The organism is Aeromonas sp. 62-46, assembly GCF_001898585.1.
In the GTDB taxonomy this organism is placed as follows: domain Bacteria; phylum Pseudomonadota; class Gammaproteobacteria; order Enterobacterales; family Aeromonadaceae; genus Aeromonas; species Aeromonas caviae.
On the sequence record NZ_MKUI01000006.1, the window covers coordinates 37,767 to 64,093 of the forward strand.

Below are 26,327 nucleotides of genomic sequence, written 5' to 3' on the forward strand. Positions count from 1 at the left end.
CCGGTGCCAGGCATCAGCCCGCCTCCTGGTTGCCACTGTTGTCATCCCCGTCCAGCAATTGATATTTGCGCAGCATCCCCCGGAACTGGTGATAGCTCAGGGCCAGCAACTGGGCTGCTTTGCGCTGATTATACTGGGATTGCTGCATCGCTTGCTTGAGTAAATTAATCTCGTACTCCGCCACCGCCCCTTTGAGATCCAGCGGCAGGGTCAGGGTAGGGGTTGTCTCTGCCGAGGTCGGCGCGTCCGTGGAAGGGGCGGTGTCACCTCGGGCACGGGGGCGCCAGGGGGAGTCAAAGGGATTGAGTACCAGCTCCGCCAGCGGCAGCTGGGGGTTGCCCTGGCGATAGAGGCTGCGCTCCACCACGTTCTTGAGCTCCCGCACGTTGCCCGGCCAGGGGTAATCTTGCAGCAGCTGGGTCGCCTTGCGCGAGAAGCCGGCAAAGAGCGGATACCCCAGCTCCCGGGTCATGCCGTGGGCGAAGTGCTCCGCCAGCATCAGGATGTCCTCGCGCCGCTCCCGAAGGGGGGGCAGGGTGATGACGTCGAAGGCGAGCCGGTCCAGCAGGTCGTGACGAAACCGTCCTTTCTCTGCCAGTGCAGGCAGATCCTCGTTGGTGGCGCACACCAGCCGCACATCCACCTTGAGGGGCTTGGCACCGCCCACCCGTTCGAACTCCCCGTACTCGATGACCCGCAGCAGTTTTTCCTGCACCCGGGCGCTGGTGGTGGCCAGTTCGTCGAGGAACAGGGTGCCGCCGTCGGCCCGCTCGAAGCGCCCCTGATGGCGCTTGGCGGCGCCAGTGAAGGAGCCCGCCTCGTGGCCAAACAGCTCGGTCTCTAGCAGGCTCTCGCTCAAGGTGGCACAGTTGATGGTGACAAAGCTTTGATCCCAGCGATCCGAGAGATAATGTAGGCGGTGGGCGATGAGCTCCTTGCCGGTCCCCCGCTCGCCGATGATGAGTACGGGCTTGCGCAGCGGCGCGAGGCGCGATGCCTGCTCGATGATTTCTAGAAATGCGTTGGATTCACCCAACAGACTTTCCGTGGCCGTGGTCATCCCTGCCCCTGTGAGTTGAAAAATCTGGTTAATCTTACCAAAAGTTGGTTATTTTAATCATCACTTGTTTCCCCGGGACTTGAACTGCATTCTGAGTGCCCATATAAATCAACAAGTTAAATATTGTTCCAGATTGGCACACAAGTTGCCATTGTCAATGGAGACACAACCCGATGCCTATCACAGGAGTACAATCATGAGCATTTTTTCTCGCCTGGCCGACATCATCAATTCCAATCTGACGGCCCTGCTCGACAAGGCGGAAGATCCCCAGAAGATGGTGCGTCTGATCATCCAGGAGATGGAAGATGAACTGGTGAAGGAGCGCTCCAACCTGGCCCGCTTCCTCGCGAATCAAAAAGAGATCGGCCGTCAGGTGAGCCGCCATCAGGAGCGGGTCGCCGAGTGGCAGGGCAAGGCCGAGCTGGCCCTGACCAAAGGGCGCGAAGATCTGGCCCGGGCCGCCCTCATCGAGAAGAGCAAGCAGGCGGAGCTTGCCGACGCCCTGTCTCGTGAACAGCAGGCGGTGGACAGCGGCATCGAGAAGCTGGGGGAGGAGATCCGTCAGCTGGAAGCCAAGCTGGAAGACGCCCGTGCCCGCCAGAAGGCGATGGCCATTCGCAGCGAAGCCGCCAGCAGCCGTCTCAACGTGCAAAGCCAGGTGGCCCGTGGCGACAGTCAGGCCGTGGTGAGCAAGTTCGAGCGCATGGAGCGCCGCATCGACGAGATGGAAGCCCGCGCCGATCTGGGGCAGTCCGACAAGGCGCTCGCCCAGCAGTTTGCCGAGCTGGAAGCGGACGACCAGATCAGCCGCGAGCTGGAAGCCATGCGCCAGAAGCTGGGCCAGCACAATCCGGCACCGAAACAGGGAGAGTAACAGATGGAAGATCTGCTGGGTGTATTGATGGTTCCCATGGTGGTCTTCATGGTGGTGGTGGCCCCCATCTGGCTGGTGCTGCACTACCGCGCCAAGGGACGCATTGGCGCCGGCCTTGCCGATGGTGAGCGTGAACAGCTGCAGGGCTTGCTGGTGCGTGCCGAGAAGATGCAGGAACGGGTCGGCGCCCTGGAGTCGATTCTGGATGCCGAGGTTCCTGGTTGGAGAAACAAGGTATGACGGTTTTCAATGAGAGATGTCATGACCGTGGCAAAAAGCCGGAGCGGGCCGGAACCGTATTGGCGTCGATTCTGGATGCGGAAGTCCCCGGTTGGAGAAACAAGGTATGAACAGTGTCAGTCGTGAAGGGCGCAACCTGTACCGGGATCCCCAACGGGGCAAGATTGCCGGGGTCTGTGCCGGTCTGGCAGAGTACTTCGGGGTGGAGACCTGGATCGTGCGGCTGCTGGCCATCAGTGGTCTCATCTTCGCCGGTTTCATCACCTTCACCGCCTATATTGCCGCCTGGTTCCTGCTCGACAAGAAGCCGGTCACCCTCTACTCCCAGGAGGATGCCGAGTTCGCAGAGGTGCGGATGAAGGCGCGCAGCTGGCAGGCAGGTGTCACACCTCATCAGGCCCTTGCCCGCATCGGCCAGGAGTTGGATGCACTGGAGCCCAGGGTGCAGCGCATCGAGAAGCTGGTGACCTCCAAGGAGTTCACCCTGCAACGGGAGTTCAGCAAGCTCTAATCGTGCCGAGCCGCGAGGATACCGCCTCGCGGCCGTCTCTCGGATGTGATCACAAGGAGAAGAAGACCCGCCTTGATACGCAACAAACTCGAACACTCCTGGTCGGTGCTCCAGCACAAGGCCGTTGACGCGGTGAACCGGGCCCGGGATCGCCACATCCGGCTGGCGGTCACCGGCCTCTCTCGCAGTGGCAAGACCGCGTTTATCACGGCGCTGGTCAATCAACTGGAGCACGCGGCCATCGACGGTCGTCTGCCACTCTGGGACGCCCAGCGTCAGGGACGCATCCTCGGTGCTCGCCGGGTGCCCCAGCAAAACGCCCACATTCCCACCTTTCCCTACGAACGGGGCCTCGATGCCCTGTTTGGCGATCCGCCCGCCTGGCCCGCGCCGACCCGGGGGGTGGCCGAGGTACGCCTCGAGATCCGTTATCGCACCCGCCATCCGCTGCGTCGGCACCTGGGTGAGATCTCCACCCTCTATGTGGATCTGGTGGATTATCCCGGGGAGTGGCTGCTGGATTTGCCGCTGCTGGATCTGAACTACGAGCAGTGGAGCGAGCAGGTGCGGGAGCAACTGCGTCGTCCCGAGCTGCAAGCCCTGGCGGCAGGCTGGTTGACGCCGCTCTGGCAGGCGGATCAAGCCTTCGAGGAGCGGGCCGCCAGCGAACTGGCCGCCCGCTACACCGATTATCTGCACGCCTGCAAGCAGGCGCTCGGGCTTCACCTCATCCAGCCCGGGCGTTTCGTGTTGCCCGGCGAGTATGCCGGTGCGCCGCTGCTGCAATTCGTGCCCTGGGTATGGGAGATGCCCACACACTCCCCCGAAGACGGCACCCTCTACGCCACCTTCAAGCAGCGCTTCGAGCAGTACAAGCAGCATCTGGTACAGGGCTTCTATGAGCAGCACTTTGCAGGCTTTGATCGCCAGATCGTGCTGGTGGACTGCCTGGCGCCCCTCAATGCCGGTGCCGCGAGCTTTGGTGACATGCAGCAGGCCATCGCCCGCATCATGGAGAGCTTCGCCTACGGCAAGAGCAACTGGTGGCGCCGTCTGTTCGCTCCGCGCATCGACAAGCTGCTGTTTGTGGCGAGCAAGGCCGATCACGTCACGCCGGAGCAGCACGGGCCTCTGGTGTCGCTCCTGCAGCACCTAGTGAGCCGTGGCCGGGGTCAGGCCCGCTTTGAGGGGATAGAGACCGAATGCCTGGCGCTGGCCGCCATCAAGGCCACCGAGGTGGGCAAGGGGGTGGCCGACGGACGGGAATTTCCCGCCATTCGTGGCACTACCCTCTCGGGCGAGCCCTTGCTGCTCTTCCCGGGGGAGGTGCCTGCCCAGATCCCGCCTGCGCAGTGGTGGAAAACTCAAGGGTTTGATTTTCAGGCCTTTCGCCCGTTGCCCATGAGCGCCCATCAGGCGCTCCCCCATATCCGGCTCGATGCGGCGCTGGAGTTCCTGCTCGGGGATCACCTCGAATAACGGGTGGGTGGCCCGCTGTGCTCGAGGGGCGCCCACAGGAGAGAATGCGATGAACGATCAAACAAGATGGCGCACCGATGACGCAGCTCCCCTGCAAGGCAAGGTGACGCTGGAGCCCGCGCCCTCGGTGGCAAGCGAAGCGCAGCCACCCGCCCCGGCCCGGCGGCTGGAAGAGGAGAGCTTCGAGCCTCTGGACGCGCTGGACGAGCTCACCGAGGTGGAGCCCGCGCTTACCGTCAGGCCTCGGCGCCGTCATCGTCTGCTGGCCTGGGGGCTGGGCGGGGTGGGGCTGCTGTCGCTTGGCCAGTTTGGCGCTTTTCTGGTGGATCAGTTTGCCGCCTCCCCCTTCTGGGGCGGCGCCTGGCTGCTCGCCTCCGGCCTGGTGGCGGTGGGCACCGCCGGGGTGGCGGGGCGCGAATGGCTGCGGCTGCGCACCTTGAAGCGGCGCCAGGATGTGCGCTCAAGAGCCGAAGATCTGCTGGCCCATCAGGGGGTGGGTCAGGGGCAGGCCTTCTGCGAGGCCCTGGCCGAGAAGAGCGGTGACAAGGGGCGGGAAGGGTATCGCACCTGGCTATCCCAGCTTGACGAGAGCCACAGCGATCGGGAAGTGCTGACCCTCTACAGCCACCTGGTGCTCACCGAGCGGGACAAGCTGGCCCAGGCCCGCGTCGCCAAATGGTCGGGGGAGGCCGCCGTGCTGGTGGCCCTGAGCCCGCTCGCCACGGTCGACATGATGCTGATGCTCTGGCGCAACCTGCGGATGATCGAGGACATCGCCGATGTCTATGCCATCGAGCTCGGCTACTGGAGCCGCATCCGCCTCATTCGCCAGGTGTTTCGCAACATGCTCTATGCGGGGGCCACCGAGCTGGTGACCGAGGTAGGGATGGATCTGCTGGGGGCCGAGCTGACCGCCAAGCTCTCCGCCCGCGCCGCCCAAGGGGTCGGGGCCGGGTTGCTCACTGCGCGCCTTGGGATGCGTACCATGGAAGCCTGTCGTCCGCTCCCCTGGTGTGCCGACGAGAAGCCGAAACTGGGGGAGTTGCGCAAGCGGCTGATCGGCCAGTTGGCGGGTTATCTCAACAAGTCGTGAGGTGGCTGGGATTTGATAGGGGTGTCACAAATAATTTACAATTGTCAAAAGCAGCCGACCCCGGGGTCGGCTGCTTTTTTGAGGGGCAAACCGTTACAGTGATCCCATGACTCAACGGCCAGTGACCGCCCGGATGGCGGCTGGCACCCGAAGGATGGGAGCACTCATGGCAAGTCTCTACACGGCCCGCCAACCGGATGGGCAGGGCAGGATCCACTACACGGACGAGGAGCACGGCACCTGGCGGATCCTGATTGCACGCCAGCTTGCGGCGCTCGATGGCAAGGCCTGCGACGAATACCAGGCCGGGTTGGCACGCCTCGACCTGCCTCTGGACCGCATCCCCCAGCTAGGCGAGATCAACGCTGCCCTGATGCCCGCCACCGGCTGGTCGGTGGCGGCGGTGCCAGCCCTCATCTCCTTTGATCACTTCTTCGCGCTGCTCGCTGATCGCCGTTTTCCCGTCGCCACCTTCATTCGCCGCCGGGACGAGCTCGACTACCTGCAAGAGCCCGACATCTTCCACGAGATCTTCGGCCACTGCGCCATGCTGACCAACCCGGCCTTTGCCCACTTCACCCACCTGTATGGTCGGCTCGGACGCCATGCCAGCAAGGAGGAGCGGGTCTATCTGGCGCGGCTCTACTGGTTCACGGTGGAGTTCGGTCTCCTGCAGGGGGAGGAGGGGCTGCGCATCTACGGCGGCGGCATTCTCTCCTCCATCGGCGAGACCGCCTATGCCCTCTCGGGCAAGCCCGAGCTGCAACCCTTCGATCTGCTGGAGATCCTGCGTACCCCCTATCGCATCGACATCATGCAGCCGACCTATTTCGTGCTGCCTCGTCTCGATACCCTCTATGGTCTGGAGGGGCCGGGGATCATGGCGGCCGTGGCCGAGGCCCGTCGTCTTGGCCTGCGTCCACCCCGCTTTGCCCCCATTGCCGGCAAGCAGGCGAGCTGACCCGAATTCATTCCCACGATGTTTCATGAAAGGAGTCCCGAATGACTGAACTGGCGAGTCAACGATGCGAGGCGTGCCGCGCCGATGCCCCCAGGGTGAGCGATCAGGAGTTGGGGGAGCTGATGCACCTCATCCCCGACTGGCAGCCCCTGGTGGTGAACGGCGAGCTGCAACTGCGTCGTGAATTTGTGTTTCGCAATTTCAAGGAGGGGCTGGCGTTCACCAACCGCCTCGGAGAACTGGCGGAGGCGGAGTTCCATCATCCGGCGATCTTGCTCGAATGGGGCAAGGTGACCGTGAGCTGGTGGACCCACAAGATAGGCGGCTTGCATCGCAACGACTTCATCATGGCTGCCCGCACCGACGGGCTGATGAAGTAACCGCCGTCTGGCGCCAGCGCAGACAGGGCCTGCCCGGTGAAAGCGGGGCAGGCCCGCATTTTTGTGGGGGAGCGCTCGCACTGGCGGGATCGAGTCTGTATTATCCCGTTATTCAGAATGTTAGCTAGGAAGTGTGTGCCGAATGCGTCTTGAAGTCAGCTGTGAAGACCGTCTGGGCCTGACCCGGGAATTGCTCGACCGACTGGTGGAGCACAACATCGATCTGCGCGGCATCGAAATCGATACCTCAGGCATCATCTATCTCAATTTCCCCGAGCTGGAGTTCCGTGACTTTCAGCATCTGATGCCGGAAATTCGCCGCATTCCCGGCGTCTATGACGTCAAGACCATCCCCTACATGCCCTCCGAGCGGGAACACCACGAGATAGAGGCCCTGCTCAAGGCACTGCCGGACCTGGTCTTCTCCCTCGACAGCAAGGGGCGGGTGACCCAGGCCAACCAGGCCGCCCTCACCACCCTGGCGTTGCCAGCGGACGAGGTGCGCGGCGTGGCGATCGCCTCCCTGGTCAAAGGCTTCTCGTTTGGCCGCTGGCTGGAGTCGGGGGAGAGCAAGCCCCAGACCTGCAAGCTGAGCCTCGGTGGCGAAGAGTACCTGGGCGATCTGATGCCGCTGTTCGTGGCCGAAGAGAAGGGCAAGCAGGCTCTGGCCGGCGCCGTGGTGGTGCTCAAATCCGCCCGCCGGGTCGGCATGCACTTCAGTGCCCTGCACGCGGTGGAAGTGGGGGGCTTTGAGCACCTCCAGGCCGAGAGCCAGAAGATGAAAGAGGTGCTGGCCCATGCAGCCAAGCTCGCGATGCAGGACGCCCCCTTGCTCATCGTGGGGGAGACCGGCACCGGCAAGGAGTTGCTGGCCCGGGCCTGCCACGGCGCCAGCCTGCGCTCCAGCCACCCCTTCATGGCGCTCAACTGCGCGGCCATGCCGGACAACGTGGCCGAGAGCGAGCTGTTCGGCTATGCCCCCGGCGCCTTTGGCAACAACACCGAGGGCAAGCGCGGGGTGCTGGAGCTGGCCAGCGGCGGCACCCTGATGCTGGACGAGATCGGCGACATGTCCCCCCATCTGCAGACCAAGTTCCTGCGAGTGCTGCAAGATGGCGTGTTTCGCCGGGTCGGTGACGAGCAGGAGGTGAGGGTCAACGTGCGCTTCATCTGCACCACCCAGAAGCAGTTGCTGGATCTGGTTCATGAAGGGAAGTTTCGCGAAGATCTCTACTACCGCCTCAATGTGCTTAGCCTCAATCTGCCGCCGCTGCGCGAGCGCAAGGCGGACATCATGGCCCTGGCCCAGCAGTTCGTGTCGCGCTTTGCCAGCGAACTGCAGCGCCCGCGTCCGCGCTTTACCCGCAACATGGCCGAGTACCTCACCGCCTATCGCTGGCCCGGCAACGTGCGCCAGCTGCGCAACTGCCTCTACCGCGCCATGACCCTGCTGGAAGGGGACGAGATTGGACCCGAGCACGTGGACTTGCCGGTGGCGGCCGATGCCATGCCGCTCATCGACGAGTGGTTCGAAGGGGGGCTCGACGAGGCGGTGAAGCGTTTCGAGAGCCGCCTGCTGGAGCGGCTCTACCCGGCGTTCCCCTCCACCCGTCAACTGGCCAAGCGGCTCGGTGTCTCCCATACTGCCATCGCCAACAAGCTGCGCGAATATGGGATTGGCAAGAAGTAGTGTCGATGGACGGTGTCTGCCTGGGGCATTGAGCGCCTTGCAGGCACGGCTGCGACACCCGGTGACGCAACCGTGCCACTTGCCTCTGGGGGCTGGCCACCCGGCTGGTAAGCTCGGTGCGGTGCCATGCAGGCACTCTCATCATGGGCGTCGGGTTACCCCGGCGCCGACCTTGACACTCTCGCGGGCACCATGCAGATGTTTTGTTACCTCCGGTTACTGATGTGGCTGGCGCCACTGTGCTGCATGCTGATGCTGGCAAACCAGGCCATGGCGGCAACCTCCGCCGAGGCGCGCAGCGACATGGTGCGCCAGACCGTGCTCGATATCCTCAGTTACACCCGCTGGCCCAGCGAGCCCGCCAGACTTCGGCTCTGCATCACGGCGCCGACGGAATATGCGTCATCCCTTCTGACCATCGAACGGCAGGCCAATGGCCGACCGGTGGAGGTCCATCACTACGACATGGACGATGAGGCGCTGATCCAGCGCTGCGATGTCATCTATCTGGGGGTGTTGGCACCGGCGCAGCGCCTCTCCCTGTTCGAGCGCCTTCGCGGTCACGCCATCCTCAGCATCAGTGAGCAGAGCCGCGAGTGCATTGCCGATGCGGTCTTCTGTCTGCAGGCCGGGGAGGAGAGGGTGCGTTTTCGGGTCAATCTGGATGCGCTGGCCCGTAGTGGCGTGCGAGTGCACCCGGCCGTGCTCAAGCTCGCGCGAGCCGATGAGGAGGTGCGATGACGGTCCATCACGCCACTCCCAGGCTTACCCTGCGACAGAGTCTGGGGCGCACCCACATGATGATCTCCCTGACTGCCGTCTGTATGGCCGGGCTGTTTCTGACCGTCACGGCGCTGCTGGCGCTGCGCCTTTATGCGGATCACAACCTCAAGCTGGTGGCGCGGGCCATCAGCTACACCACTGAGGCGGCCGTGGTCTTCCATGACAAGGAGGCGGCACTGGATGCCCTGGAGACCATCACCTCCCGGGAAGACATAGCCAGCGCCAGCATAGTGCTGCCGGACGGCCAGGTACTGGCGAGCTGGCGCCGGGACATCACTACCCCCTGGACCACCCTGGAGCAGCACCTGGCCCGCCTGATCCTGCCGGGGCCCGTGGCGCTCCCCATGGTGCGCGAGCACAAGGAGATAGCCAGGGTGCATCTGGTCGGTCACGGCCAGTACCTGCTGCGATTCCTGTTGCAGACCTTGCTGGCTACCCTGGTGTGCCTGCTCATCAGTATTCTCGGGGCACTCCATGTGGCGCGCCGGATGCAGCGCTCCATCACGGCCCCCCTCAAGGCCCTGACCGAGGTGGCTTACAACGTCAGCCGCCAGCGGGCCCTCAAGGAGCGGGTGCCGGCGGCCAATATCGCCGAGCTGCACGAGCTGGGGGAGGATTTCAATTCGCTGCTCGACGAGCTGGAAGCCTGGCAGGCCCACCAGAAGCGGGAGAACGCCAGCCTGCTGCATCAGGCAACCCATGATCCCCTGACCGGTCTGCCCAACCGCGCTCTGTTCGAGGCTCGCATGGGGCAGGCCATTCTGGCAGGCAACAAGGGGCATGAAGGTTTTGCCCTGCTCTATCTGGATTGCGATCGTTTCAAGCAGATCAATGACAACCTGGGCCACGGCATCGGCGACGAAGTGCTGATCGCCGTGGCGCGGCGGGTGCAGCATCAGCTCAGACCCCTGGATCTGGTCTGCCGGCTGGGGGGAGATGAGTTCGTCATCCTCCTGACCCCGATCCAGGGGGAGGACGAGGTGCGCGAGGTAATAGGGCGAGTGCAGCAGGCCATGAACACCCCCGTGGTATTGAGTGACGGTCGCCATCTCGGGGTGGGGATCAGCATCGGCTCTGCCCGCTATCCCGAGCAGGGGAGGACGGCGGATGCCCTGCTGCAATGGGCAGACGACGCCATGTATCAAGCCAAACGACAACGCAGGGAGGAGAGAGAAACACGAAAAACGAGCACGTGAAGTTGAACCGGAAATAGTGAAAGGATGATAAGAATGCGCATGTTGAACCCGATCAAAGCGGGCCTGGTGGCACTGTTGCTGAGTGTGCTGGCGGCGTGCCAGAGCCCTCCCCAGGGGCTCACGGCGGAGCAGATCGCCGCCTTGAAGGAGCAGGGCTTTCACCTGACCGACGAGGGATGGACCCTGGATATCTCCAACAAGGTGCTGTTCGCCAACAATGTGGGGGCCCTCAACCCCGAGACCCGCCAGGTGGTGGAGAAACTCGGCAAGGCCCTGATTGAGGTAGGACTGAACCGGGCCCGGGTGGACGGTCATACCGACTCCAACGGTGATGAGGCCTACAACCAGCAACTCTCCCTCAAGCGGGCACGGTCGGTGGCCGATGTCCTGGTGTCGGTGGGTATGCCCCAGGGGAACCTGGATATCCGCGGCCGCGGAGAAGAGGCGCCCATCGCCGACAACGCGACCGCTGCCGGACGAGCGGAAAATCGCCGGGTTGCCATCATCATCGGCAATGGCTGATCCCGTCAGCCGGTATCGGTGCGGCGCTCCCGTCGGGAGCCTTGAATCAACCGCCTGATCCTGTGTGTGCCACCACTCTCCAGCGGGAGAGTGGCTCTCTTCCCTTGTTGTTTCACGCCTTCCTTGCCTGACGCGCTGCTGCTCTGATGGGGACAGAGTGACGGCTCAATCCTTCCCGACTTGATCCAGCACAAATATCTGCAACTGATATTCGTTATCATTTGCGTTATTTACGCAGGGTAACCCCAGTGACGACTCTCCAGCTTTCTTCGACCATGACGGGGCTTTGTACCCCGGATCCCCTTAAATTCGCCTTCACCGCCAAGACGTCGGCCCATGCCAGCCGGGGAGGGGCCGCCCCCCTGATGCTGGACGATGCCGGCTGGCAAGCCTGGTGGCAGCAGGAGAGCGAGGCCAAGGCCCGAGCGCTCTACATCCATATCCCGTTTTGCCGCAAGCGCTGCAGTTTTTGCAACTTCTTCGAAAACGGCGCCAATCCGACGCGCATGAGCCGCTACATGGAGGCACTCTGCGGGTCGCTGCGCCAGGCAGCCGAGACGCCGCTCGTCCAGAGCCGGCCTTTCTCGGCGGTCTATGTGGGGGGCGGCACGCCAACCGACATGGCGGCGGGCGATCTCGCCCGCCTGGCCAGCGCCATCCGCCGTTTTCCCCTGACCGTGGATGCGGAGCTGACCCTGGAGGGGCGGCTCAACGGCTTTGATGACGAGAAGTGGCAGACGGCCCTGGCGGGTGGCTTCAATCGCTTCTCGTTCGGCGTGCAGAGTTTTGATACCCGCGTGCGCCAGCAGGCGGCCCGCTTCGATGACAGGGAGACCTTGCTGGCCCGGCTGGCGGCGCTGACCCGCCACAACGAGGCGGTGATCGTGGCGGATCTCATCTTCGGTCTGCCGGGGCAAGATGAGGCCGTGTGGCGCCAGGATATCGCGGATGTGATGGCGAGCGGTGTGCACGGGGTGGATCTCTATCAACTCATCTCCATGGCGGGCACCAACCTGGCGCGCGCCGACGAGAAAGGCACCCTGGGCTGGGCCGCCGATGGCCAGCAGCGGGCAGTCATGTATGCCGACGGGGCCCGGACGCTGGAGGCGGGGGGTTGGGAGCGGCTCTCCTGCAGCCACTGGCGGCGCACCGATGCCGAGCAGAGCCGCTACAACCAGATGGCCAAGTGGGGCGCCGAGATCCTGCCTTTCGGCGCAGGGGCGGGGGGCGACATTCACGGCCACGGCCTCATGTATGGCCGGGATCTGGCGCCCTGGCATGAGGCGCAGGCGAAGGGCGTGCGTGCTCCCGGCATGGTGATGAGGCCCAATCCCGATGCCCGTCTCGACGGGCTGCTGCGAGGGGGGCTCGATACCGGATGGCTGGCGTTGTCGCAATTGCCACAGGGGCTGGTTTCCCACTTGATGCCGCTCTTTGAGGCCTGGCAGCGACACGGGTTGGCACGGCTCTCGGCCGAGCGTCTCGCCCTCACCCTGGCGGGGCGTTTCTGGAACGTGAATTTGCAGGCCGGGTTGTTCGAGTATCTGAGGTGCAATCCACCGGGGGGGAGCAAGGGGGGCGAGAGACCATCCGGCCACCCGGGCAAGATGGCCGGTCATGCCCGGGTATAACGGGCTATCGGAGCACAGAAAGGAGGCGGGGGCCTGGTGCAGGCCCCCGCTTTTTGTCAGCGGTTGTCGACCTCGTCCACCCGCACTCGCAGCGCTCCCTCTGCGAGGGTGGTGATCAGGGTCTGGCCTGCATTGACCTGGGATGCGCGGCGGATCACCTCCCCGGAGGGGGTGCGCACGATGGCGTAACCGCGCCCCAGGGTGGCCAGCGGGCTGATGCCGTCGAGGCGGGCTCCCAGCATGGCGAGGCGGTGGCGGGCGAGATCCTGGCGTTTTGCGATGAGGGCATGGAGGCGCTCCTCGGCAAGCTGGTGACGACGTTTGCCGATGGCCAGCCGCTTTTCGGGGCTTCTGGCCTGCAGGCGCATGGCGAGGCCCGCGAGGCGCCGCTCCCCCTGGTGCAGGCGATCACGCAGGTGCTGCTGCAAGCGGCGGTCGAGCTCGTCGAGGCGCTGGGACTGCTGCTCCAGCCGTCGCTTGGGATCCTGATGATCGAGCCGCTTCTGCAGCAGGACGAAGCCATGGCGGGCGGCGACCTGGTGACGGCTCATGGCCTGGGTGAGCCGCTGGCGCAGGTGCACGAGGCGCTGGGCGCGGGTGCGCCTGTCCGGCGCCACCAGCTCGGCGGCGGCAGAGGGGGTGGGGGCACGAAGGTCGGCGGCAAAGTCGCTGATGGTGACGTCCACCTCGTGTCCTACGGCGCTCACCACGGGGATGGCGGAGCCTGCGATGGCCCGTGCCACCGCCTCTTCGTTGAAGCACCAGAGATCTTCAAGGGAGCCGCCGCCGCGTCCGACGATGAGCACATCCACCTCGGCGCGGCGGTTGGCAAGCATGATGGCCGAGACGATCTGGGCGGTGGCGGCGCTCCCCTGCACCTGGGTCGGGTAGATGAAAACGGGTAAGTCCGGGGCGCGGCGTTCAAGCACCGTCAGCATGTCGTGCAGGGCGGCGCCGGTGGCGGAGGTGACCAGCCCGACGGCGCGGGGTTCCCGGGGCAAGGGGCGCTTGCGCCCTTCGTCAAAGATCCCTTCGGCTCCGAGGCGGCGCTTGAGCTCCTCGAAGCGCAGGGCCAGCATGCCATCCCCGGCGGGCTGCATGGACTCGATGATGAGCTGGTAGTCGCCCCGGGGTTCATAGAGGGAGACTCGCGCCTGCACCAGCACCTGCATGCCATCCTGGGGACGGAACGGCACCCGGCGGTTGTTGCCCTTGAACATGGCGCAGCGCACCTGGGCCGACATGTCCTTCAAGGAGAAGTACCAGTGGCCGGAACTTGGCATCGCCAGGTTCGAGAGCTCCCCGGTCAGCCACACCAGCCCCAGATCCTGCTCCAGGATCATGCGCACGGCGCTGTTGAGGCGGGTGACGGTGAAGATCTGCTGTTGTCTGCTCTGACTGGCGGGTTCGAGGTGATTCAAGGCTGGCCCTGCTGTGGTGTCCGCCGGGGCGGGAGAAACGATGGGGGTCATCTTACCCCAGTTGCGCCCATCTGCCGAGCCATGGGCCCGGCAGATGACGCGGAGCCTAGGCTTGTGCCTTGGCCGACTTGACGGCTTTGGCGGGGCTGGTGACCAGCCAGACCGCGAGGCAGACCACGGCGCCGCCGAACACGAAGCCGCCGGTGAGGGTTTCCCCCAGCACCAGATAGCCCCACAGGATGCCGAAGGGCGGAATGAGGAAGGTGACAGTGAGACTTCGCAGGGGGCCGATGTCGGCGATCAGCCTGAAATAGAGCAGATAGGCGAAGGCGGTACAGAGGAAGCCGACCGCCAGCACGCTGGCCCAGACCCCAGGCTGGGCCCAGTCGACGGCGGGGCCGGTCGCCAGGGTGTAGCCGAAGAAGGGAAGCAGGAAGAGGACGGCCCCTATCTGGCTGCCAAAGGCCACCAGTTTGGCGTCCAGGCCTCCCCGCTCGGTGACCCAGCGCCTCGTCAGAAAGCCGGCGCAGCCATAGCAGGCGGTGGCGATGAGGCAGGCCAGCACCCCGATGGCCAGTTGGCCGCTCAGGTCGACCTCCCCGGTGGTGGTGATGAGACCGATGCCCACCAGCCCCAGCATCACCCCGGCCCACTTGCGCAAGGTCAGCGCCTCGTGAAAGAAGGAGAAGCCGATGAGGGCGCCCATCAGGGGCGTGGTGGCGTTGAGGATGGCGGAATACCCTGCGGGCAGCCAGAGGGCCGCCACGGCATACATCAGGAAGGGGACGCCGGAGTTGATGATGCCAAGCACCATGATGGATTTGAGCTTGCCCTGAAACTGCATGGGGGTGCGCAGCAGCAGGAGCATGGCGGCGAGCCCGACGAGGGCGAAGAAGACCCGCAGGAAGGTGGTGTTGACCGAGCCGAACGCCGGCGCCGCGATGCGCATGAACAAGAAGCTGGCACCCCAGATGGCTGCCAGCGCGAGCAATCTCCCGTAATCCGATGGTCTCATCGTTTCTCCCTGAATGAACCGCCCTGTTGCCCGAGATGGCAAGAGGGATTGCATCATGGGGGCAAGTGTCCCCGATGGCAACGGCGCCGTGCAGGAGGCAGGGGCTGACCCTGTGCCCGAGGTGGTCGCGGAGGGCGGCCATCTTGCTCTCCCCGATGGGGGTGCCCCTCACTTCTGCGCCAGGAAATGAAAGCGCTATCAATCACATACAGCCCATGACGAGGTCGACAGTGGTCACATTTTGCGCGTGTTGGCCATGAATTGGCCATGGGGGACTCTAGACTGGTCGGGCTCATCTGAAGGCGGGACGTTGCGGATGGGGGAATGCCGGGACACACCGGCATCACACACAAACAATGAAAATAAAGGACTATCAATGGCTAGATGGATACTCGCGGCCGGATTGTTGGGAACCCTGATCACGGCGCCGAGCACGGCGGCGGAGTGGTTCTTCCGGGGCACCGCGAATGGATGGGCGGCGACCGCCATGACGTCGACGGACGGCGTCAATTTTGATACCTGTCAGCGCTTCGTGAGCGGGGATGCCAGCGGCGGCCCGCGCTTCAAGATAGACAGGTACGGCAACTGGCAGCAGAGCTACCCGGCGGCCGACTACGGGGTCAATGCCAACACGGCGTACCAGATCCGCATCAACGCCAGCACCCAGGCGGTGAGCGCGACGGCGGTGGCCAGTTGCGAGGCCTCGGGGTTTGCCAGCACCTTGCCGCAGCTCAACGTGCGCGGCACCTTCAACGGCTGGGCCAGCCTCCCCATGACCCTGGTAGGGGATCACCTGTGGCAGGTGGACGCCTACCTGGATGGCAAGGCGAGCCAGCGCCTCAAGTTTGATCAGGCTGGTGACTGGGCCGTCAACTTTGGCGACAGCAACGGTGACGGCGTGCTGGAGAAAAGTGGCAGCGACATCTTCTGGAGCGCCGTGGGCACGGTGCGCATCCAGGTCAACGATCAGACCCTGGCCTACAGCATCACCCCCCTTGGGGATGACAACCAGCCGCCGCTCGCGGTCATCACCCCGGGGGGGACGGTGAACGTGACCCAGGGGGCGTCGCTCACCTTGAGCGGCAGCGACTCCACGGATCCCGACGGCCAGATCGCGAGCTATCTGTGGAGCAGCGGCGAAACCACGGAGAGCATCGTCGTCAACACCACCCAGACCGGCACCTTCACCTATGGCCTCACGGTCACCGACGATCAGGGCGCCAAGGGCAGCAGCAGCGTGAGCGTGGTGGTCGGGGCAGGACAGAGCAGCGACAGCTGGTACTTCCGGGGCACGGCCAACAACTGGGGGCTCACCCCTATGACCAGCGAGGATGGCACCACCTTCTGCACCGAGCAGGCCTTTGGCAGCAACAACCCCCGCTTCAAGATTGACCACAAGGGGGACTGGACCGAGGCGTATCCGGCCCAGGATTACCTAGTCAGCGCCAACACCAGTTATCGCATCTGCTTTGACAGCCTGCGCAAGGCCATCGAGGTGGAGACGCTGGCCGGGGCCGATCTGCAGGCCCCCACGGTGACGGCCACCCCGTCCCCGGGGAGTTATGTGGACAGCCAGTCCATCACCCTGGGGGTGAGCGACGATCAGGACAGCGCCCCCGCCGTGCATTTCACGACGGACGGCAGCCAGCCCACCACGGCATCGGCCCGCTATGCAGGCCAGCCCCTGGTGGCGAGTGACAAGGGGAGTGGCACCGATCTGGTGATCCGCACCCTTGCCATCGACGCCAGCGGCAATCAGCGCGAGCAGCGCTTCGAGTACCGCATCGGCGAGCAGGGGGTGGCGAGCGGCGATTTTCGTGCCGAGAGCATCTACTTCCTGCTGACTGCCCGCTTCTATGATGGCGATGCCAGCAACAACTACTACAACCGGGATCGCTACAAGGCGGGGGATCCCCAGTGGCGCGGCGACTTCAAGGGTTTGATCGCCAAGCTCGACTACATCAAGGATCTCGGCTTCACCGCCATCTGGGTGACGCCGCCGGTGGAGAACCGCTCCGGCCTCGACTACCACGGCTACCATGCCTACGACTTCTACCGGGTCGATCCCCGTCTGGAGTCGCCGGGGGCGGGTTACCGGGAGTTCATCCAGGCGGCCCACGCCAAGGGGCTCAAGGTGATCCAGGACGTGGTGCTCAACCACTCGAGCCAGTACGGCCTGCGCGGCAAGACCTGGATCGATCGCCTGCCCGTCAAATACTACGTACCGGCGGGGTCGAGCCAGGGACTCATCAACAATGGTCCCTATCAGGGCAATCTTGGGGACTACGCCAGTGCCAACCGCTGTGACGACGACAACCCGGCGGCTCCCGACTGGTATAAGGCCCGCTGCCAGTCCGATCCGGCGGGCACCCAGCCCCTGGTAGACCCCAAGACTGGCGCCACCGTGCCGAGCGCAGGCTACAACCCCAACCGCTTCTTCGGCATCGACGCCCAGACCCTGGATCCCGCCTGGTATCACCTGGACGGTTTCATGTCCGGCGGTGACTGGGAGAGCCCGCTCGCCCTGCAGCGCAAGCACATGGCGGGGGACTGCATCGACTTGGCCACCGGCAACCAGAACGTCAAGGACTACCTCAACGGCGCCATTCGTCAGTACCTCGACATGGGGGTCGATGCCATCCGTATCGATACCTTGAAGCACATCGAGCGGGACGAACTGCTGACCTATGTCCACGACTGGCAGGCCCACAAGCCGGGGCTGTTCGTCTTTGGCGAAAACCTGGTCAAGGGCACCGGCTGGGGCTCTGAGCTGGCCAACGACAATGCCTCGGCGGTGATCCGCCCCTGGTGGTATACCCGCACCACGCCGAACCCGGCCAATCCCCGTGCAGGGGGCGATTCCGGCCTCTCTGTGCTGGACTTCTCCCTCTTCTCCACCTTCCGTGACAACGTCACCCGGGGGAACTTTGGCGGGGTAGGGGGGATTTTCGCCATGGACTGGGTCTATGGGGATGCCACCAAGCTCATCACCTTCTTCCAGAACCATGACGTGGGGCCGGACAACGACTTCAAGTACCGCTACGGCGGGGAAGAGGGGAATGCGGCCATGACCTACAACCTGCTCTGGACGGCGCGGGGGATCCCGACCCTCTACTACGGGGAGGAGGTGATGTTCCAGGCGGGCAAGCCCCAGGATATCGATGGGGCCACCATGACGGTGGATCAGACCGGTCGTGCCTACTACGGGGAGGTGCTGGACAACCCCGCCACCCCGAGCCACCCGCTTTATCAGCACATCAAGCGCTTGAACCAGATCCGCAAGGCGGTGCCCGCCCTGCAAAAAGCGCCCATGAGCCAGGTGAACGAGTGGGGGAGCGGCATCAGCTTCGTGCGTGATCTGAGTGCCGAAGGGAGCTACGCCGCCGTGGGCCTTGCGGCCAACTCGGCCCAGCAGATAAACCTGAGTGGCCTGAAGAACGGCACCTACACGGACGCGGTAACCGGTGCGAGCCAGAGCGTCAGCAACGGCAGCCTGAGCTTTGCGGTGCCCGCCTATTCGGCGCGGGTCTGGGTACTGAACGGCCCGGGCAAGGTCGGTGCTGACGGCAAATACCTCAAGTAAGGAAGCCCTGTCACAGGGTGCAGCGAGTCGGCCTTCGGGCCGACTTTTTTATTCTGCCTTCTGCCTATGCCTGAATGGATGCCCCATCCTGATGGGGCTCTGGCTCTGGCTCTAGCTGCGGGGGCTGGTGGATGGGCAGACCTGTGGACTCGCGACCAGCACGCTCATGGGCAGGGGGCTAGAGGGAAGGGGAGTGGTGCATCCGCCGCCCGAGTCACTTCATGCTCTGCATATTGGAGTGCTCATTGCTGTGCTCATGGCAGTGAGCAAAGCGGTGCCCATGTCGTCTTTGCGCTGCGGTGCAAGGCAAACTGTGCCACTCGGCTGCTCTATATTGGTGCAATTGCTCTTTATTGGTGCGCGACATCCACATCCGCCCCTGGAACCCGCCCCGAAGAAACACGCCGTATGGCCCCCGGGCTTCCCCCATGACAAGCATCATCCATGCTGAAAAGCGGCATCCTATCGACATGATCTGCCGAAAAACCGGGCTGTGAAGGGGATAGCACGAGGCCTTTTTCGGTGACGCGGGTAAACATGCTGCGCCACTGTGATGGCCGATCACGGAAGTGGTGGATTCTACCTGCATATTGCGCATTTGTCGGAATTTAAATCCGATTATTTATGTTATCGCGGACTCTTGTTTTGATTGGCGCTCTTTTTGCTGTGCCTTGTCATCCCCATGATGGCGAGATCAGGGGGCGGGGGAGCGCAAGATTGGGGGGTGGGGACGGCAAGGTGAACGGGTCGCCGCCATCAGCCCCAACGCGGCCTGGTTGTCGGGCAACGGATGCCACCATCAAATCGGATCTAAGGAGTCATATGGAAGGTGAAATGACCATGCAGCCAGCGGCTGCGGGCAGGGGGCTGGCCCATACCCTCAAGGACGATGTCTACGGCATGGTGCTCGGGGTCATGTTTATCGCCGTGGGGCTCAATCTGCTCAAGTGTTCCGGCATGATCACCGGTGGCATCGCGGGCATCGCCCTGCTGATCGCCCATGTCAGCACCCTGCCCATCGGCGTGCTCTTCTTCCTGGTGAACCTGCCCTTCATGGTGTTCTGCTACGTCACCATGGGGCGCGCCTTCACCCTCAAGACGCTGATCGTCAACGTCGCCCTCTCGGCGGCCACCCAGGCGGTGCCGCTGCTGCTGACGGTGAGCTATGTCCATCCCCTGTTTGCCGCCCTGGTGGGGGGAACCTTCCTCGGCATGGGGGTCTTGTCTCTGGCGCGTCACAATGCCTCCGTGGGGGGCACCGGCGTGGTGACGCTCTGGCTGCAACGGCGCACCGGCATCAATGCGGGAAAGAGCCAGATGGTGCTGGATGTGCTGGTGTTTGCGCTCTCTCTGCTCACCCTGCCGCTTCCCCTGCTGCTCTGGTCAACCCTGAGTGCGCTGGCCATGAACGCCATGCTGATGAACTGGCACAAGCCGGGCCGCTATCAGGGGAACTGAACCCCGGTCTGGCTGACGGCTGAGAGGGAAAAAGGCCGTTCCGGGAGACTGGCGGCAGAAAGGGGCTCAACGGCAAAAAAGATCATCTTGTCGGGAAAAACGGCATGGTTACGGCTGAATTTATTGGTTTTTTGCCCTGTTGGTGGCGTTAAATCGGGCTACGCCATAAAAAATTCAAAAAACTTCTTTACCACTGCCCAATGCATGAGTAAAATTTGTCGGCAATATTTTACACCCCCACTCCTCAACGGTGAGATATTGCCATGCTCAGGATTGCCAAAGAAGCGCTGACCTTCGACGATGTACTGTTGGTTCCAGCCCACTCCACTGTTCTCCCCAATACCGCCGACCTGCGTACCAAGCTCACGTCTGCGATCACGCTGAATATTCCGATGATCTCCGCTGCCATGGACACAGTGACCGAAGCCCGTCTGGCTATCGCACTGGCCCAGGAAGGCGGTATCGGCTTCATTCACAAGAACATGTCCATCGAGCAGCAGGCTGCCGAAGTGCGCAAGGTCAAGAAGTACGAGAGCGGCGTGGTCAGCGACCCCGTTACCGTGCGCCCTGACATGACCATCGCCCAGATCAAGGAGCTGAGTCACAAGAACGGTTTCGCCGGTTACCCCGTGGTGACTGACGGCAACCAGCTGGTGGGCATCATCACCGGCCGTGACGTGCGCTTCGTCATCGATCTCTCCCAGACCGTCGAACAGATCATGACCCAGAAAGATCGTCTGGTGACCGTGCGTGAAGGGGCCCCTCGTGAAGAGGTGGTGGCCCTGATGCAAAAACACCGCATCGAGAAGGTGCTGGTGGTCAACGGCGACTTCAAGCTCAAGGGCATGATCACCGTGAAGGACTTCCAGAAAGCCGAGCGCAAGCCCAACGCCTGCAAAGACGAGCGTGGCCGTCTGCGGGTCGGTGCCGCCGTCGGTGCCGGTGCCGGCAACGAAGAGCGCGTCGCCGCCCTGGTGGAAGCCGGTGTGGACGTGCTGCTGATTGACTCCTCCCACGGCCACTCCCAGGGCGTGCTGGATCGCATCAAGGCGACCCGTGAAGCCTATCCTGACCTGCAAATCATCGGCGGCAACGTCGCCACCGCCGCGGGCGCCAAGGCGCTGGTGGAAGCGGGTGTCAACGCCGTCAAGGTCGGTATCGGCCCGGGCTCCATCTGTACTACCCGTATCGTGACCGGCGTGGGCGTGCCCCAGATCACCGCCATCTCCGACGCTGTGGACGCCCTGGAAGGCACCGGCGTGCCGGTGATTGCCGATGGTGGCATCCGCTTCTCCGGCGACGTGGCCAAGGCCATCGCCGCGGGCGCAAGCTGCGTCATGGTGGGCTCCATGTTTGCCGGTACCGAAGAGGCGCCGGGCGAGATCGAGCTCTATCAGGGCCGCTCCTTCAAGTCCTACCGCGGCATGGGCTCTCTGGGTGCCATGTCCAAGGGCTCCAGCGACCGTTACTTCCAGACCGACAACGCCGCCGACAAGCTGGTGCCGGAAGGGATCGAAGGGCGCGTGCCGTACAAGGGCCGCCTCAAAGAGATCATTCACCAGCAGATGGGCGGCCTGCGCTCCTCCATGGGCCTGACCGGCAGCGCGACCATCGACGACATGCGCACCAAGGCCGAGTTCGTGCGCATCTCGGGCGCCGGGATGAAAGAGTCCCACGTTCACGACGTGACCATTACCAAAGAAGCCCCCAACTACCGGATGGGCTGATGAAACGGGGCTCTGCGCCCCGTTTTTCCACCCTTTTTTATCCCGTGCTTTTTGTGACAACATCAGCCTGATGCAGGAATAAAATGACTAAAGACATTCACGCCCACCGTATCCTTATCCTGGATTTCGGTTCCCAGTACACCCAGCTCATCGCCCGTCGCGTCCGTGAAATCGGCGTCTACTGCGAGCTGTGGGCCTGGGATGTAACTGAAGAGCAGATCCGCGAGTTCAACCCGAGCGGCATCATCCTCTCCGGCGGCCCGGAATCCGTGACCGAGGCAGGCAGCCCGCGCGCCCCCGAGTACGTGTTCAACGCCGGTGTGCCGGTGTTCGGTATCTGCTACGGCATGCAGACCATGTCCGAGCAGCTCGGCGGCAAGGTGCAGTCCTCCAATCTGCGTGAATTCGGCTATGCCCAGGTCGAAGTGCTGGGCCAGTCCGGCAAGACCAGCGCCCTCTTGCGCAACATCGAAGACGCCATTGCCGACAACGGCAATGCCCTGCTGGATGTCTGGATGAGCCACGGCGACAAGGTCACCGAGATCCCGGCCGGCTTCACCACCATCGCCCAGACCGCGACCTGCCCCCATGCCGCCATGGCCGACGAGGCCAAGCGCTTCTACGGCGTGCAGTTCCACCCGGAAGTGACCCACACCCGTCAGGGTGCCCGTATGCTGGAACACTTCGTCAAGGACATCTGCGGCTGCGAGTGCCTCTGGACCCCGGCCACCATCATCGACGACGCCGTTGCCCGCATCCGCGAGCAGGTGGGTGACGACGAAGTGATCCTGGGCCTCTCCGGCGGCGTGGACTCCTCCGTGGTCGCCATGCTGGTACACCGCGCCATCGGCGATCGCCTCACCTGCGTCTTCGTCGACAACGGCCTGCTGCGCCTGAACGAAGGCCAGCAGGTGATGGACATGTTCGGCGATCACTTCGGCCTGAACATCATCAAGGTCGACGCCGAAGAGCGCTTCCTCTCCGCCCTCGCGGGGATCGACGAGCCGGAAGCCAAGCGCAAGACCATCGGCCGCGTCTTCGTGGACGTGTTCGACGACGAGTCCAAGAAGCTCAAGAACGCCAAGTGGCTGGCCCAGGGCACCATCTACCCGGATGTCATCGAATCCGCTGCCAGCAAGACCGGCAAGGCCCACGTCATCAAGTCTCACCACAACGTCGGCGGCCTGCCGGAAGAGATGAAGATGGGTCTGGTGGAGCCGCTGCGCGAGCTGTTCAAGGACGAAGTGCGCCGCGTCGGCCTCGAACTCGGCCTGCCCTACGACATGCTCTACCGTCACCCCTTCCCGGGTCCGGGCCTGGGCGTGCGCGTGCTTGGCGAAGTGAAGAAAGAGTACTGCGACTTGCTGCGCAAGGCTGACGCCATCTTCATCGAAGAGCTGCGCAAGGCCGACCTCTACAACCAGGTCAGCCAGGCGTTCGCCGTCTTCCTGCCGGTGCGCTCCGTCGGCGTCATGGGCGATGGCCGCAAGTACGACTGGGTCATTGCGCTTCGCGCCGTCGAGACCATCGACTTCATGACCGCCCACTGGGCCCACCTGCCGTACGACTTCCTCGGCCACGTGTCGAACCGCATCATCAACGAGATCAACGGCATCTCTCGCGTGGTGTACGACGTCTCCGGCAAGCCGCCCGCAACCATCGAATGGGAATAAGCGGTTAACGCCTCTCCCTGCGATCACGCAAAACTGTCAAAAAGGCGCCCTTGAGGCGCCTTTTCTTTTTCCAATCGTTTGCGAGAAAATTTTGCTCCTGGCGAAGGGGATAGAGGCCCTGTTGCCAATGTTGTCGTGGTGAGTGCCTGGGTTGAGCGACAGAACGCCATCCATCGCGTCTACATAGGGCCGCAGGCTGTGGTTTCTCCGGGCAGGGGGAGCATACCCTGTTCGTCAGGAACGATACGTGCAATGGAGCCGGATACCCGCCGTTTCGATGCCCCATCTTGATGCAAGAGGGTAACGCGAGCCGCTGCTGCCCCCCAAGATGGAGTAATTTCTTGATCTGGCTTGGGAAACGCCCACCTTTCTCTTTTTCTTGTCTCTCTCGCTCGCTAGGATAGTCGTCTGGATATGGCCTCTTTGGAGTCACCTATGAGTCAAGCCAGAGCAACAGTGCAGGCCAAAGGCAGCAAACGGGAGACAGCCCTGCGGTAGCTTGGCTGTTATTCGGGAATGGCACGAGCATGCTGAGCGCTAGTTGGTGTCGCAGTCGATGGAAGGGGGGGGATTACGAGTTCAGTATCAGTCGTACTTATCTGTCCGGATGCTGTAGTGATATAAGCGCATTAATGTACGTACTTGTTCACGTAGGAGGGGGTTGGTGGCGTTTCCATAGCTGACTAATAGACGGTTTTTTATAGAGTGGAAGTGGTAGGGCCAAATAGGAAGCCAGGAAAATACGCTCAGATGTCAGATCTATACTAGTAATGCTCTGATTTTAAATGGTTGTTTTTGTGGCTGTGAAGGTGGCCGGAGTTATACGGAAGGCTCTGCTATTGGATTCGTACCGCCTTAAAGTTAATAACAGTTAGATTTCTCTTAAACAAAGGAGAGTATTTTTGACACCGACAAAAATTGTCACAGGGTCTTTAATAATTCTTATATTTATTTCCCTGTTTACTAGCGTAATAGGAATTAATTGCCCTTGGTTAATCCTAAACGAAAATCAGATATTTTATTTGTACTCTACTTCAGCGCAAGTGTTGGCGGGGATTTATGGATTGACATTGACAGGGTTTATATTTTTTCGAAATGAGCTGAGTCGAGAAGAGTTTGAAGATGATACATTGACAATTGCTGTTGATAGCCTCAAGGAAAGATACTTCAATATACTCATCTTTGTGACGGTATTGTCAATTTTTACTCTCGTATTATCAAATCTTGTAATCTCATCTGAAAGCAGTGAAAGAGCAACTCTAAATACTATTCTGATGAATACAGCACAATCAGCATTTTTTATAAATTTATTAGTTATTGCTTATTTCATATTTGATGTCATTGCACCGAAGAGAATCGAAAAAGAAAGTAAAATTATCCAACAAAGAGTTGACCCGACTACTGATACAATAGACAAGGGAAGCCTTGAAAACTTCTTAACCAATTATAATCAACTCGAATATATACTCCAAAAATATGGCCAAGCATATCAATCGGAGTTTGAAGGTGAGCATCGTTCAAGAAGAAGGATCTCGAATGTAAAACTGGCCGAATTTATATATCAAGCTGAAAGAATTGATCAAGGTCTTTTTGGTGATATAAAAAATCTTATCTCCTTAAGAAACTCAATAATTCATGGTGCTGAGCCGGTTGTAAGTAAATACATGGTTGAGTTGTCCGAAAGGATTTTGAAGGAACTTGCTTCAGCTCTGAATGTAGGAGTCTAACAAGCGCATGTTACCAGACCAGCTTTCCGCTGCGAGTCAAACCAGCTTAAAATTTTGGTATTATATGTTTTATTAAATTTGTTCGTCAGGGAGGGAGTTAGAGTGGCACAAGGTATTATTGCGGACAATTGGTCTCTTCAAGATATATCTAGCTTGTTTGTGCATGGTATGGAAAATGCGTATGCAGACGAAATCACTATAAAAAATGGTGCGCATAGTTATAAAAAAGTTAGTTATCCATCAATCCAAACAGAAGCTTTATTCGATTTTTTAACTGATTTGGTTTTAAGGGACGAGATCTTAGTTGAGTCTAAATTTGAAAATGCATGGGTACAAACAAGTAGTCCGATACTAACTGCCAAAAATTTAGGTGTAGTAAGAAGTTATCCATTTTTAGAAGAACCTTATAAACTAGTTGAACCACGTGATCGTATCATTCAGCATATGAGCTCAACGGATTCGTTGAAGTTAGCTCATAATGAAAATGTATTAAGCTGGAAAGAAACCAAAAGAGCTCAGCATCCACTTTTATCAGCAACAATGTGGGGTGGCGCAGGAATGTGTGCTCGAAGCTTTGTTTATGAAAAGAGTTATACTCCGCATCCTCTGAGAAAGAGATTTTTTGTTAACTCAGGGTTCATGTTGCCTGCGGGGGATGCTCTGCATCAACTTACCTCATTTTTAAATGATGAACAGATGAAGGTGTCAAGAAAAGCATATGGAACAGATTCATTATATTCGCTATTTGTAAATATACCTGCTATTCCTATTCGAGTCATTCAGGAATCATCTTATCCGAACCAACTTATTGATGTTGCTCTACAAATGAGGCAAGATTTTGCAAAATTGAGAGAATGGTTAAAGTTGTTTCAGAATGCATTATCTGAAGACAACTTGGAGGAGATTGTTAACTATCGCAGTCAATTAGATTCTGTTTCGGAGTATGTTAATTCAAAAATCGGGTTGGGTTCTGCACACAAACCAGTAATTATGGAAGCGGGGTTGGGGATTTTTAAAATCATTACGCAGGCTAATCCAGTTAATACTCTTAAAAATCAATTCGGTATCAGGGCGACATTAAATAGCTTGATTTTTGGTTCTAACGGTAAGCAAGAAATCAAGAAATACATCAACATGTTTGAACAAAGAGGCTCTGCTGTTGGGTATGATATAGAGCAGCACTTCACAAAAAGTACATAACAATTTAAGAGTGCTTTTCAATGCGTGGAATTTTTACCATGCGTTACGTTTAGTGTGTGAAGTGGCATGCAGTAGTATTGGTATTGCATTGCCTACATCA

General features: G+C 61.1%; 21 protein-coding genes. 18 read left to right on the forward strand and 3 right to left on the reverse strand.

The window, feature by feature from the left end:
- Window positions 1-13: 13 nt before the first annotated feature.
- Window positions 14-1,060, reverse strand: coding sequence for a phage shock protein operon transcriptional activator (gene pspF, locus BGO64_RS02905; protein ID WP_286700124.1), 1,047 nt, complete (start codon window positions 1,058-1,060; stop codon window positions 14-16).
- Between the two features lie 196 nt (window positions 1,061-1,256).
- Here pspF and pspA point away from each other — a divergent pair, with 196 nt between their 5' ends.
- The 12 genes from pspA (at window position 1,257) to hutW (ending at window position 12,423) form a co-directional block, all read left to right on the forward strand.
- Complete coding sequence (gene pspA, locus BGO64_RS02910) at window positions 1,257-1,937, forward strand: phage shock protein PspA (RefSeq protein WP_010674534.1); 681 nt, start codon at window positions 1,257-1,259, stop codon at window positions 1,935-1,937.
- A gap of 3 nt (window positions 1,938-1,940) precedes the next feature.
- Window positions 1,941-2,177: an envelope stress response membrane protein PspB gene (gene pspB, locus BGO64_RS02915; RefSeq protein ID WP_005300084.1), complete on the forward strand. Its 237-nt coding sequence runs from the start codon at window positions 1,941-1,943 to the stop codon at window positions 2,175-2,177.
- A gap of 106 nt (window positions 2,178-2,283) precedes the next feature.
- The gene (gene pspC, locus BGO64_RS02920) at window positions 2,284-2,688 is read left to right on the forward strand and encodes an envelope stress response membrane protein PspC (protein WP_010674535.1); all 405 of its coding nucleotides are present in this window, start codon (window positions 2,284-2,286) and stop codon (window positions 2,686-2,688) included.
- Between the two features lie 72 nt (window positions 2,689-2,760).
- Window positions 2,761-4,167 carry a YcjX family GTP-binding protein gene (locus BGO64_RS02925; RefSeq protein WP_039039019.1) on the forward strand — a complete coding sequence of 469 codons (1,407 nt, stop codon included), beginning with the start codon at window positions 2,761-2,763 and terminating at the stop codon, window positions 4,165-4,167.
- A 49-nt stretch (window positions 4,168-4,216) separates the two neighbouring features.
- A complete protein-coding gene (locus BGO64_RS02930) occupies window positions 4,217-5,260 on the forward strand; it encodes a YcjF family protein (RefSeq protein WP_286700125.1) in 1,044 nt (347 codons plus the stop codon).
- Window positions 5,261-5,426: 166 nt separating this feature from the next.
- The gene (gene phhA, locus BGO64_RS02935) at window positions 5,427-6,221 is read left to right on the forward strand and encodes a phenylalanine 4-monooxygenase (protein WP_286700126.1); all 795 of its coding nucleotides are present in this window, start codon (window positions 5,427-5,429) and stop codon (window positions 6,219-6,221) included.
- A gap of 41 nt (window positions 6,222-6,262) precedes the next feature.
- Window positions 6,263-6,601, forward strand: a complete 339-nt coding sequence (locus BGO64_RS02940; RefSeq protein WP_010674539.1) for a 4a-hydroxytetrahydrobiopterin dehydratase — start codon at window positions 6,263-6,265, stop codon at window positions 6,599-6,601.
- A 142-nt stretch (window positions 6,602-6,743) separates the two neighbouring features.
- A complete protein-coding gene (tyrR, locus tag BGO64_RS02945; RefSeq protein ID WP_286700127.1) occupies window positions 6,744-8,291 on the forward strand; it encodes a transcriptional regulator TyrR in 1,548 nt (515 codons plus the stop codon).
- 222 nt (window positions 8,292-8,513) lie between these two features.
- Window positions 8,514-9,032, forward strand: a complete 519-nt coding sequence (yfiR, locus tag BGO64_RS02950) for a regulatory sequestration protein YfiR (protein WP_080769893.1) — start codon at window positions 8,514-8,516, stop codon at window positions 9,030-9,032.
- Window positions 9,029-10,270: a diguanylate cyclase DgcN/YfiN gene (gene dgcN, locus BGO64_RS02955; protein ID WP_042863783.1), complete on the forward strand. Its 1,242-nt coding sequence runs from the start codon at window positions 9,029-9,031 to the stop codon at window positions 10,268-10,270. The genes yfiR and dgcN overlap by 4 nt, the downstream gene beginning before the upstream one ends.
- Before the next feature lie 33 nt (window positions 10,271-10,303).
- Window positions 10,304-10,792: an outer membrane lipoprotein YfiB gene (gene yfiB / locus BGO64_RS02960; protein ID WP_010674543.1), complete on the forward strand. Its 489-nt coding sequence runs from the start codon at window positions 10,304-10,306 to the stop codon at window positions 10,790-10,792.
- A 275-nt stretch (window positions 10,793-11,067) separates the two neighbouring features.
- Complete coding sequence (hutW, locus tag BGO64_RS02965; RefSeq protein WP_286700165.1) at window positions 11,068-12,423, forward strand: heme anaerobic degradation radical SAM methyltransferase ChuW/HutW; 1,356 nt, start codon at window positions 11,068-11,070, stop codon at window positions 12,421-12,423.
- Between the two features lie 56 nt (window positions 12,424-12,479).
- On the opposite strand, the gene xseA is transcribed toward hutW, so the two are convergent.
- Together xseA and BGO64_RS02975 are read right to left on the reverse strand one after the other, a co-directional pair.
- The gene (gene xseA, locus BGO64_RS02970; RefSeq protein ID WP_286700128.1) at window positions 12,480-13,844 is read right to left on the reverse strand and encodes an exodeoxyribonuclease VII large subunit; all 1,365 of its coding nucleotides are present in this window, start codon (window positions 13,842-13,844) and stop codon (window positions 12,480-12,482) included.
- Between the two features lie 106 nt (window positions 13,845-13,950).
- Complete coding sequence (locus BGO64_RS02975; protein WP_134997788.1) at window positions 13,951-14,859, reverse strand: DMT family transporter; 909 nt, start codon at window positions 14,857-14,859, stop codon at window positions 13,951-13,953.
- Between the two features lie 376 nt (window positions 14,860-15,235).
- Between BGO64_RS02975 and BGO64_RS02980 the strand changes: the two genes are divergently transcribed.
- From BGO64_RS02980 to BGO64_RS03005, 6 genes are all read left to right on the forward strand, one after another.
- Window positions 15,236-18,442 carry an alpha-amylase family glycosyl hydrolase gene (locus tag BGO64_RS02980; RefSeq protein ID WP_286700129.1) on the forward strand — a complete coding sequence of 1,069 codons (3,207 nt, stop codon included), beginning with the start codon at window positions 15,236-15,238 and terminating at the stop codon, window positions 18,440-18,442.
- Between the two features lie 822 nt (window positions 18,443-19,264).
- Complete coding sequence (locus BGO64_RS02985; protein WP_010674548.1) at window positions 19,265-19,900, forward strand: YitT family protein; 636 nt, start codon at window positions 19,265-19,267, stop codon at window positions 19,898-19,900.
- A 263-nt stretch (window positions 19,901-20,163) separates the two neighbouring features.
- The gene (gene guaB / locus BGO64_RS02990) at window positions 20,164-21,627 is read left to right on the forward strand and encodes an IMP dehydrogenase (protein ID WP_010674549.1); all 1,464 of its coding nucleotides are present in this window, start codon (window positions 20,164-20,166) and stop codon (window positions 21,625-21,627) included.
- Window positions 21,628-21,710: 83 nt separating this feature from the next.
- A complete protein-coding gene (guaA, locus tag BGO64_RS02995) occupies window positions 21,711-23,300 on the forward strand; it encodes a glutamine-hydrolyzing GMP synthase (protein ID WP_042863789.1) in 1,590 nt (529 codons plus the stop codon).
- Window positions 23,301-24,202: 902 nt separating this feature from the next.
- A complete protein-coding gene (locus tag BGO64_RS03000) occupies window positions 24,203-25,027 on the forward strand; it encodes a hypothetical protein (protein WP_286700130.1) in 825 nt (274 codons plus the stop codon).
- Between the two features lie 102 nt (window positions 25,028-25,129).
- The gene (locus BGO64_RS03005; protein ID WP_268015116.1) at window positions 25,130-26,227 is read left to right on the forward strand and encodes a hypothetical protein; all 1,098 of its coding nucleotides are present in this window, start codon (window positions 25,130-25,132) and stop codon (window positions 26,225-26,227) included.
- Window positions 26,228-26,327 lie beyond the last annotated feature (100 nt).

Bases quoted from the DNA above. Each gene is read 5' to 3' on its own strand.
- pspC (WP_010674535.1), top strand. From the start codon at position 2,284: ATGAACAGTGTCAGTCGTGAAGGGCGCAACCTGTACCGGGATCCCCAA.
- yfiR (WP_080769893.1), top strand. From the start codon at position 8,514: ATGTGGCTGGCGCCACTGTGCTGCATGCTGATGCTGGCAAACCAGGCC.
- guaB (WP_010674549.1), top strand. From the start codon at position 20,164: ATGCTCAGGATTGCCAAAGAAGCGCTGACCTTCGACGATGTACTGTTG.
- BGO64_RS02980 (WP_286700129.1), top strand. From the start codon at position 15,236: ATGGCTAGATGGATACTCGCGGCCGGATTGTTGGGAACCCTGATCACG.
- BGO64_RS02940 (WP_010674539.1), top strand. From the start codon at position 6,263: ATGACTGAACTGGCGAGTCAACGATGCGAGGCGTGCCGCGCCGATGCC.
- pspA (WP_010674534.1), top strand. From the start codon at position 1,257: ATGAGCATTTTTTCTCGCCTGGCCGACATCATCAATTCCAATCTGACG.
- BGO64_RS02930 (WP_286700125.1), top strand. From the start codon at position 4,217: ATGAACGATCAAACAAGATGGCGCACCGATGACGCAGCTCCCCTGCAA.
- pspB (WP_005300084.1), top strand. From the start codon at position 1,941: ATGGAAGATCTGCTGGGTGTATTGATGGTTCCCATGGTGGTCTTCATG.
- guaA (WP_042863789.1), top strand. From the start codon at position 21,711: ATGACTAAAGACATTCACGCCCACCGTATCCTTATCCTGGATTTCGGT.
- BGO64_RS02985 (WP_010674548.1), top strand. From the start codon at position 19,265: ATGGAAGGTGAAATGACCATGCAGCCAGCGGCTGCGGGCAGGGGGCTG.
- pspF (WP_286700124.1), bottom strand. From the start codon at position 1,060: ATGACCACGGCCACGGAAAGTCTGTTGGGTGAATCCAACGCATTTCTA.
- dgcN (WP_042863783.1), top strand. From the start codon at position 9,029: ATGACGGTCCATCACGCCACTCCCAGGCTTACCCTGCGACAGAGTCTG.
- BGO64_RS02975 (WP_134997788.1), bottom strand. From the start codon at position 14,859: ATGAGACCATCGGATTACGGGAGATTGCTCGCGCTGGCAGCCATCTGG.
- yfiB (WP_010674543.1), top strand. From the start codon at position 10,304: ATGCGCATGTTGAACCCGATCAAAGCGGGCCTGGTGGCACTGTTGCTG.
- hutW (WP_286700165.1), top strand. From the start codon at position 11,068: ATGACGGGGCTTTGTACCCCGGATCCCCTTAAATTCGCCTTCACCGCC.
- phhA (WP_286700126.1), top strand. From the start codon at position 5,427: ATGGCAAGTCTCTACACGGCCCGCCAACCGGATGGGCAGGGCAGGATC.
- tyrR (WP_286700127.1), top strand. From the start codon at position 6,744: ATGCGTCTTGAAGTCAGCTGTGAAGACCGTCTGGGCCTGACCCGGGAA.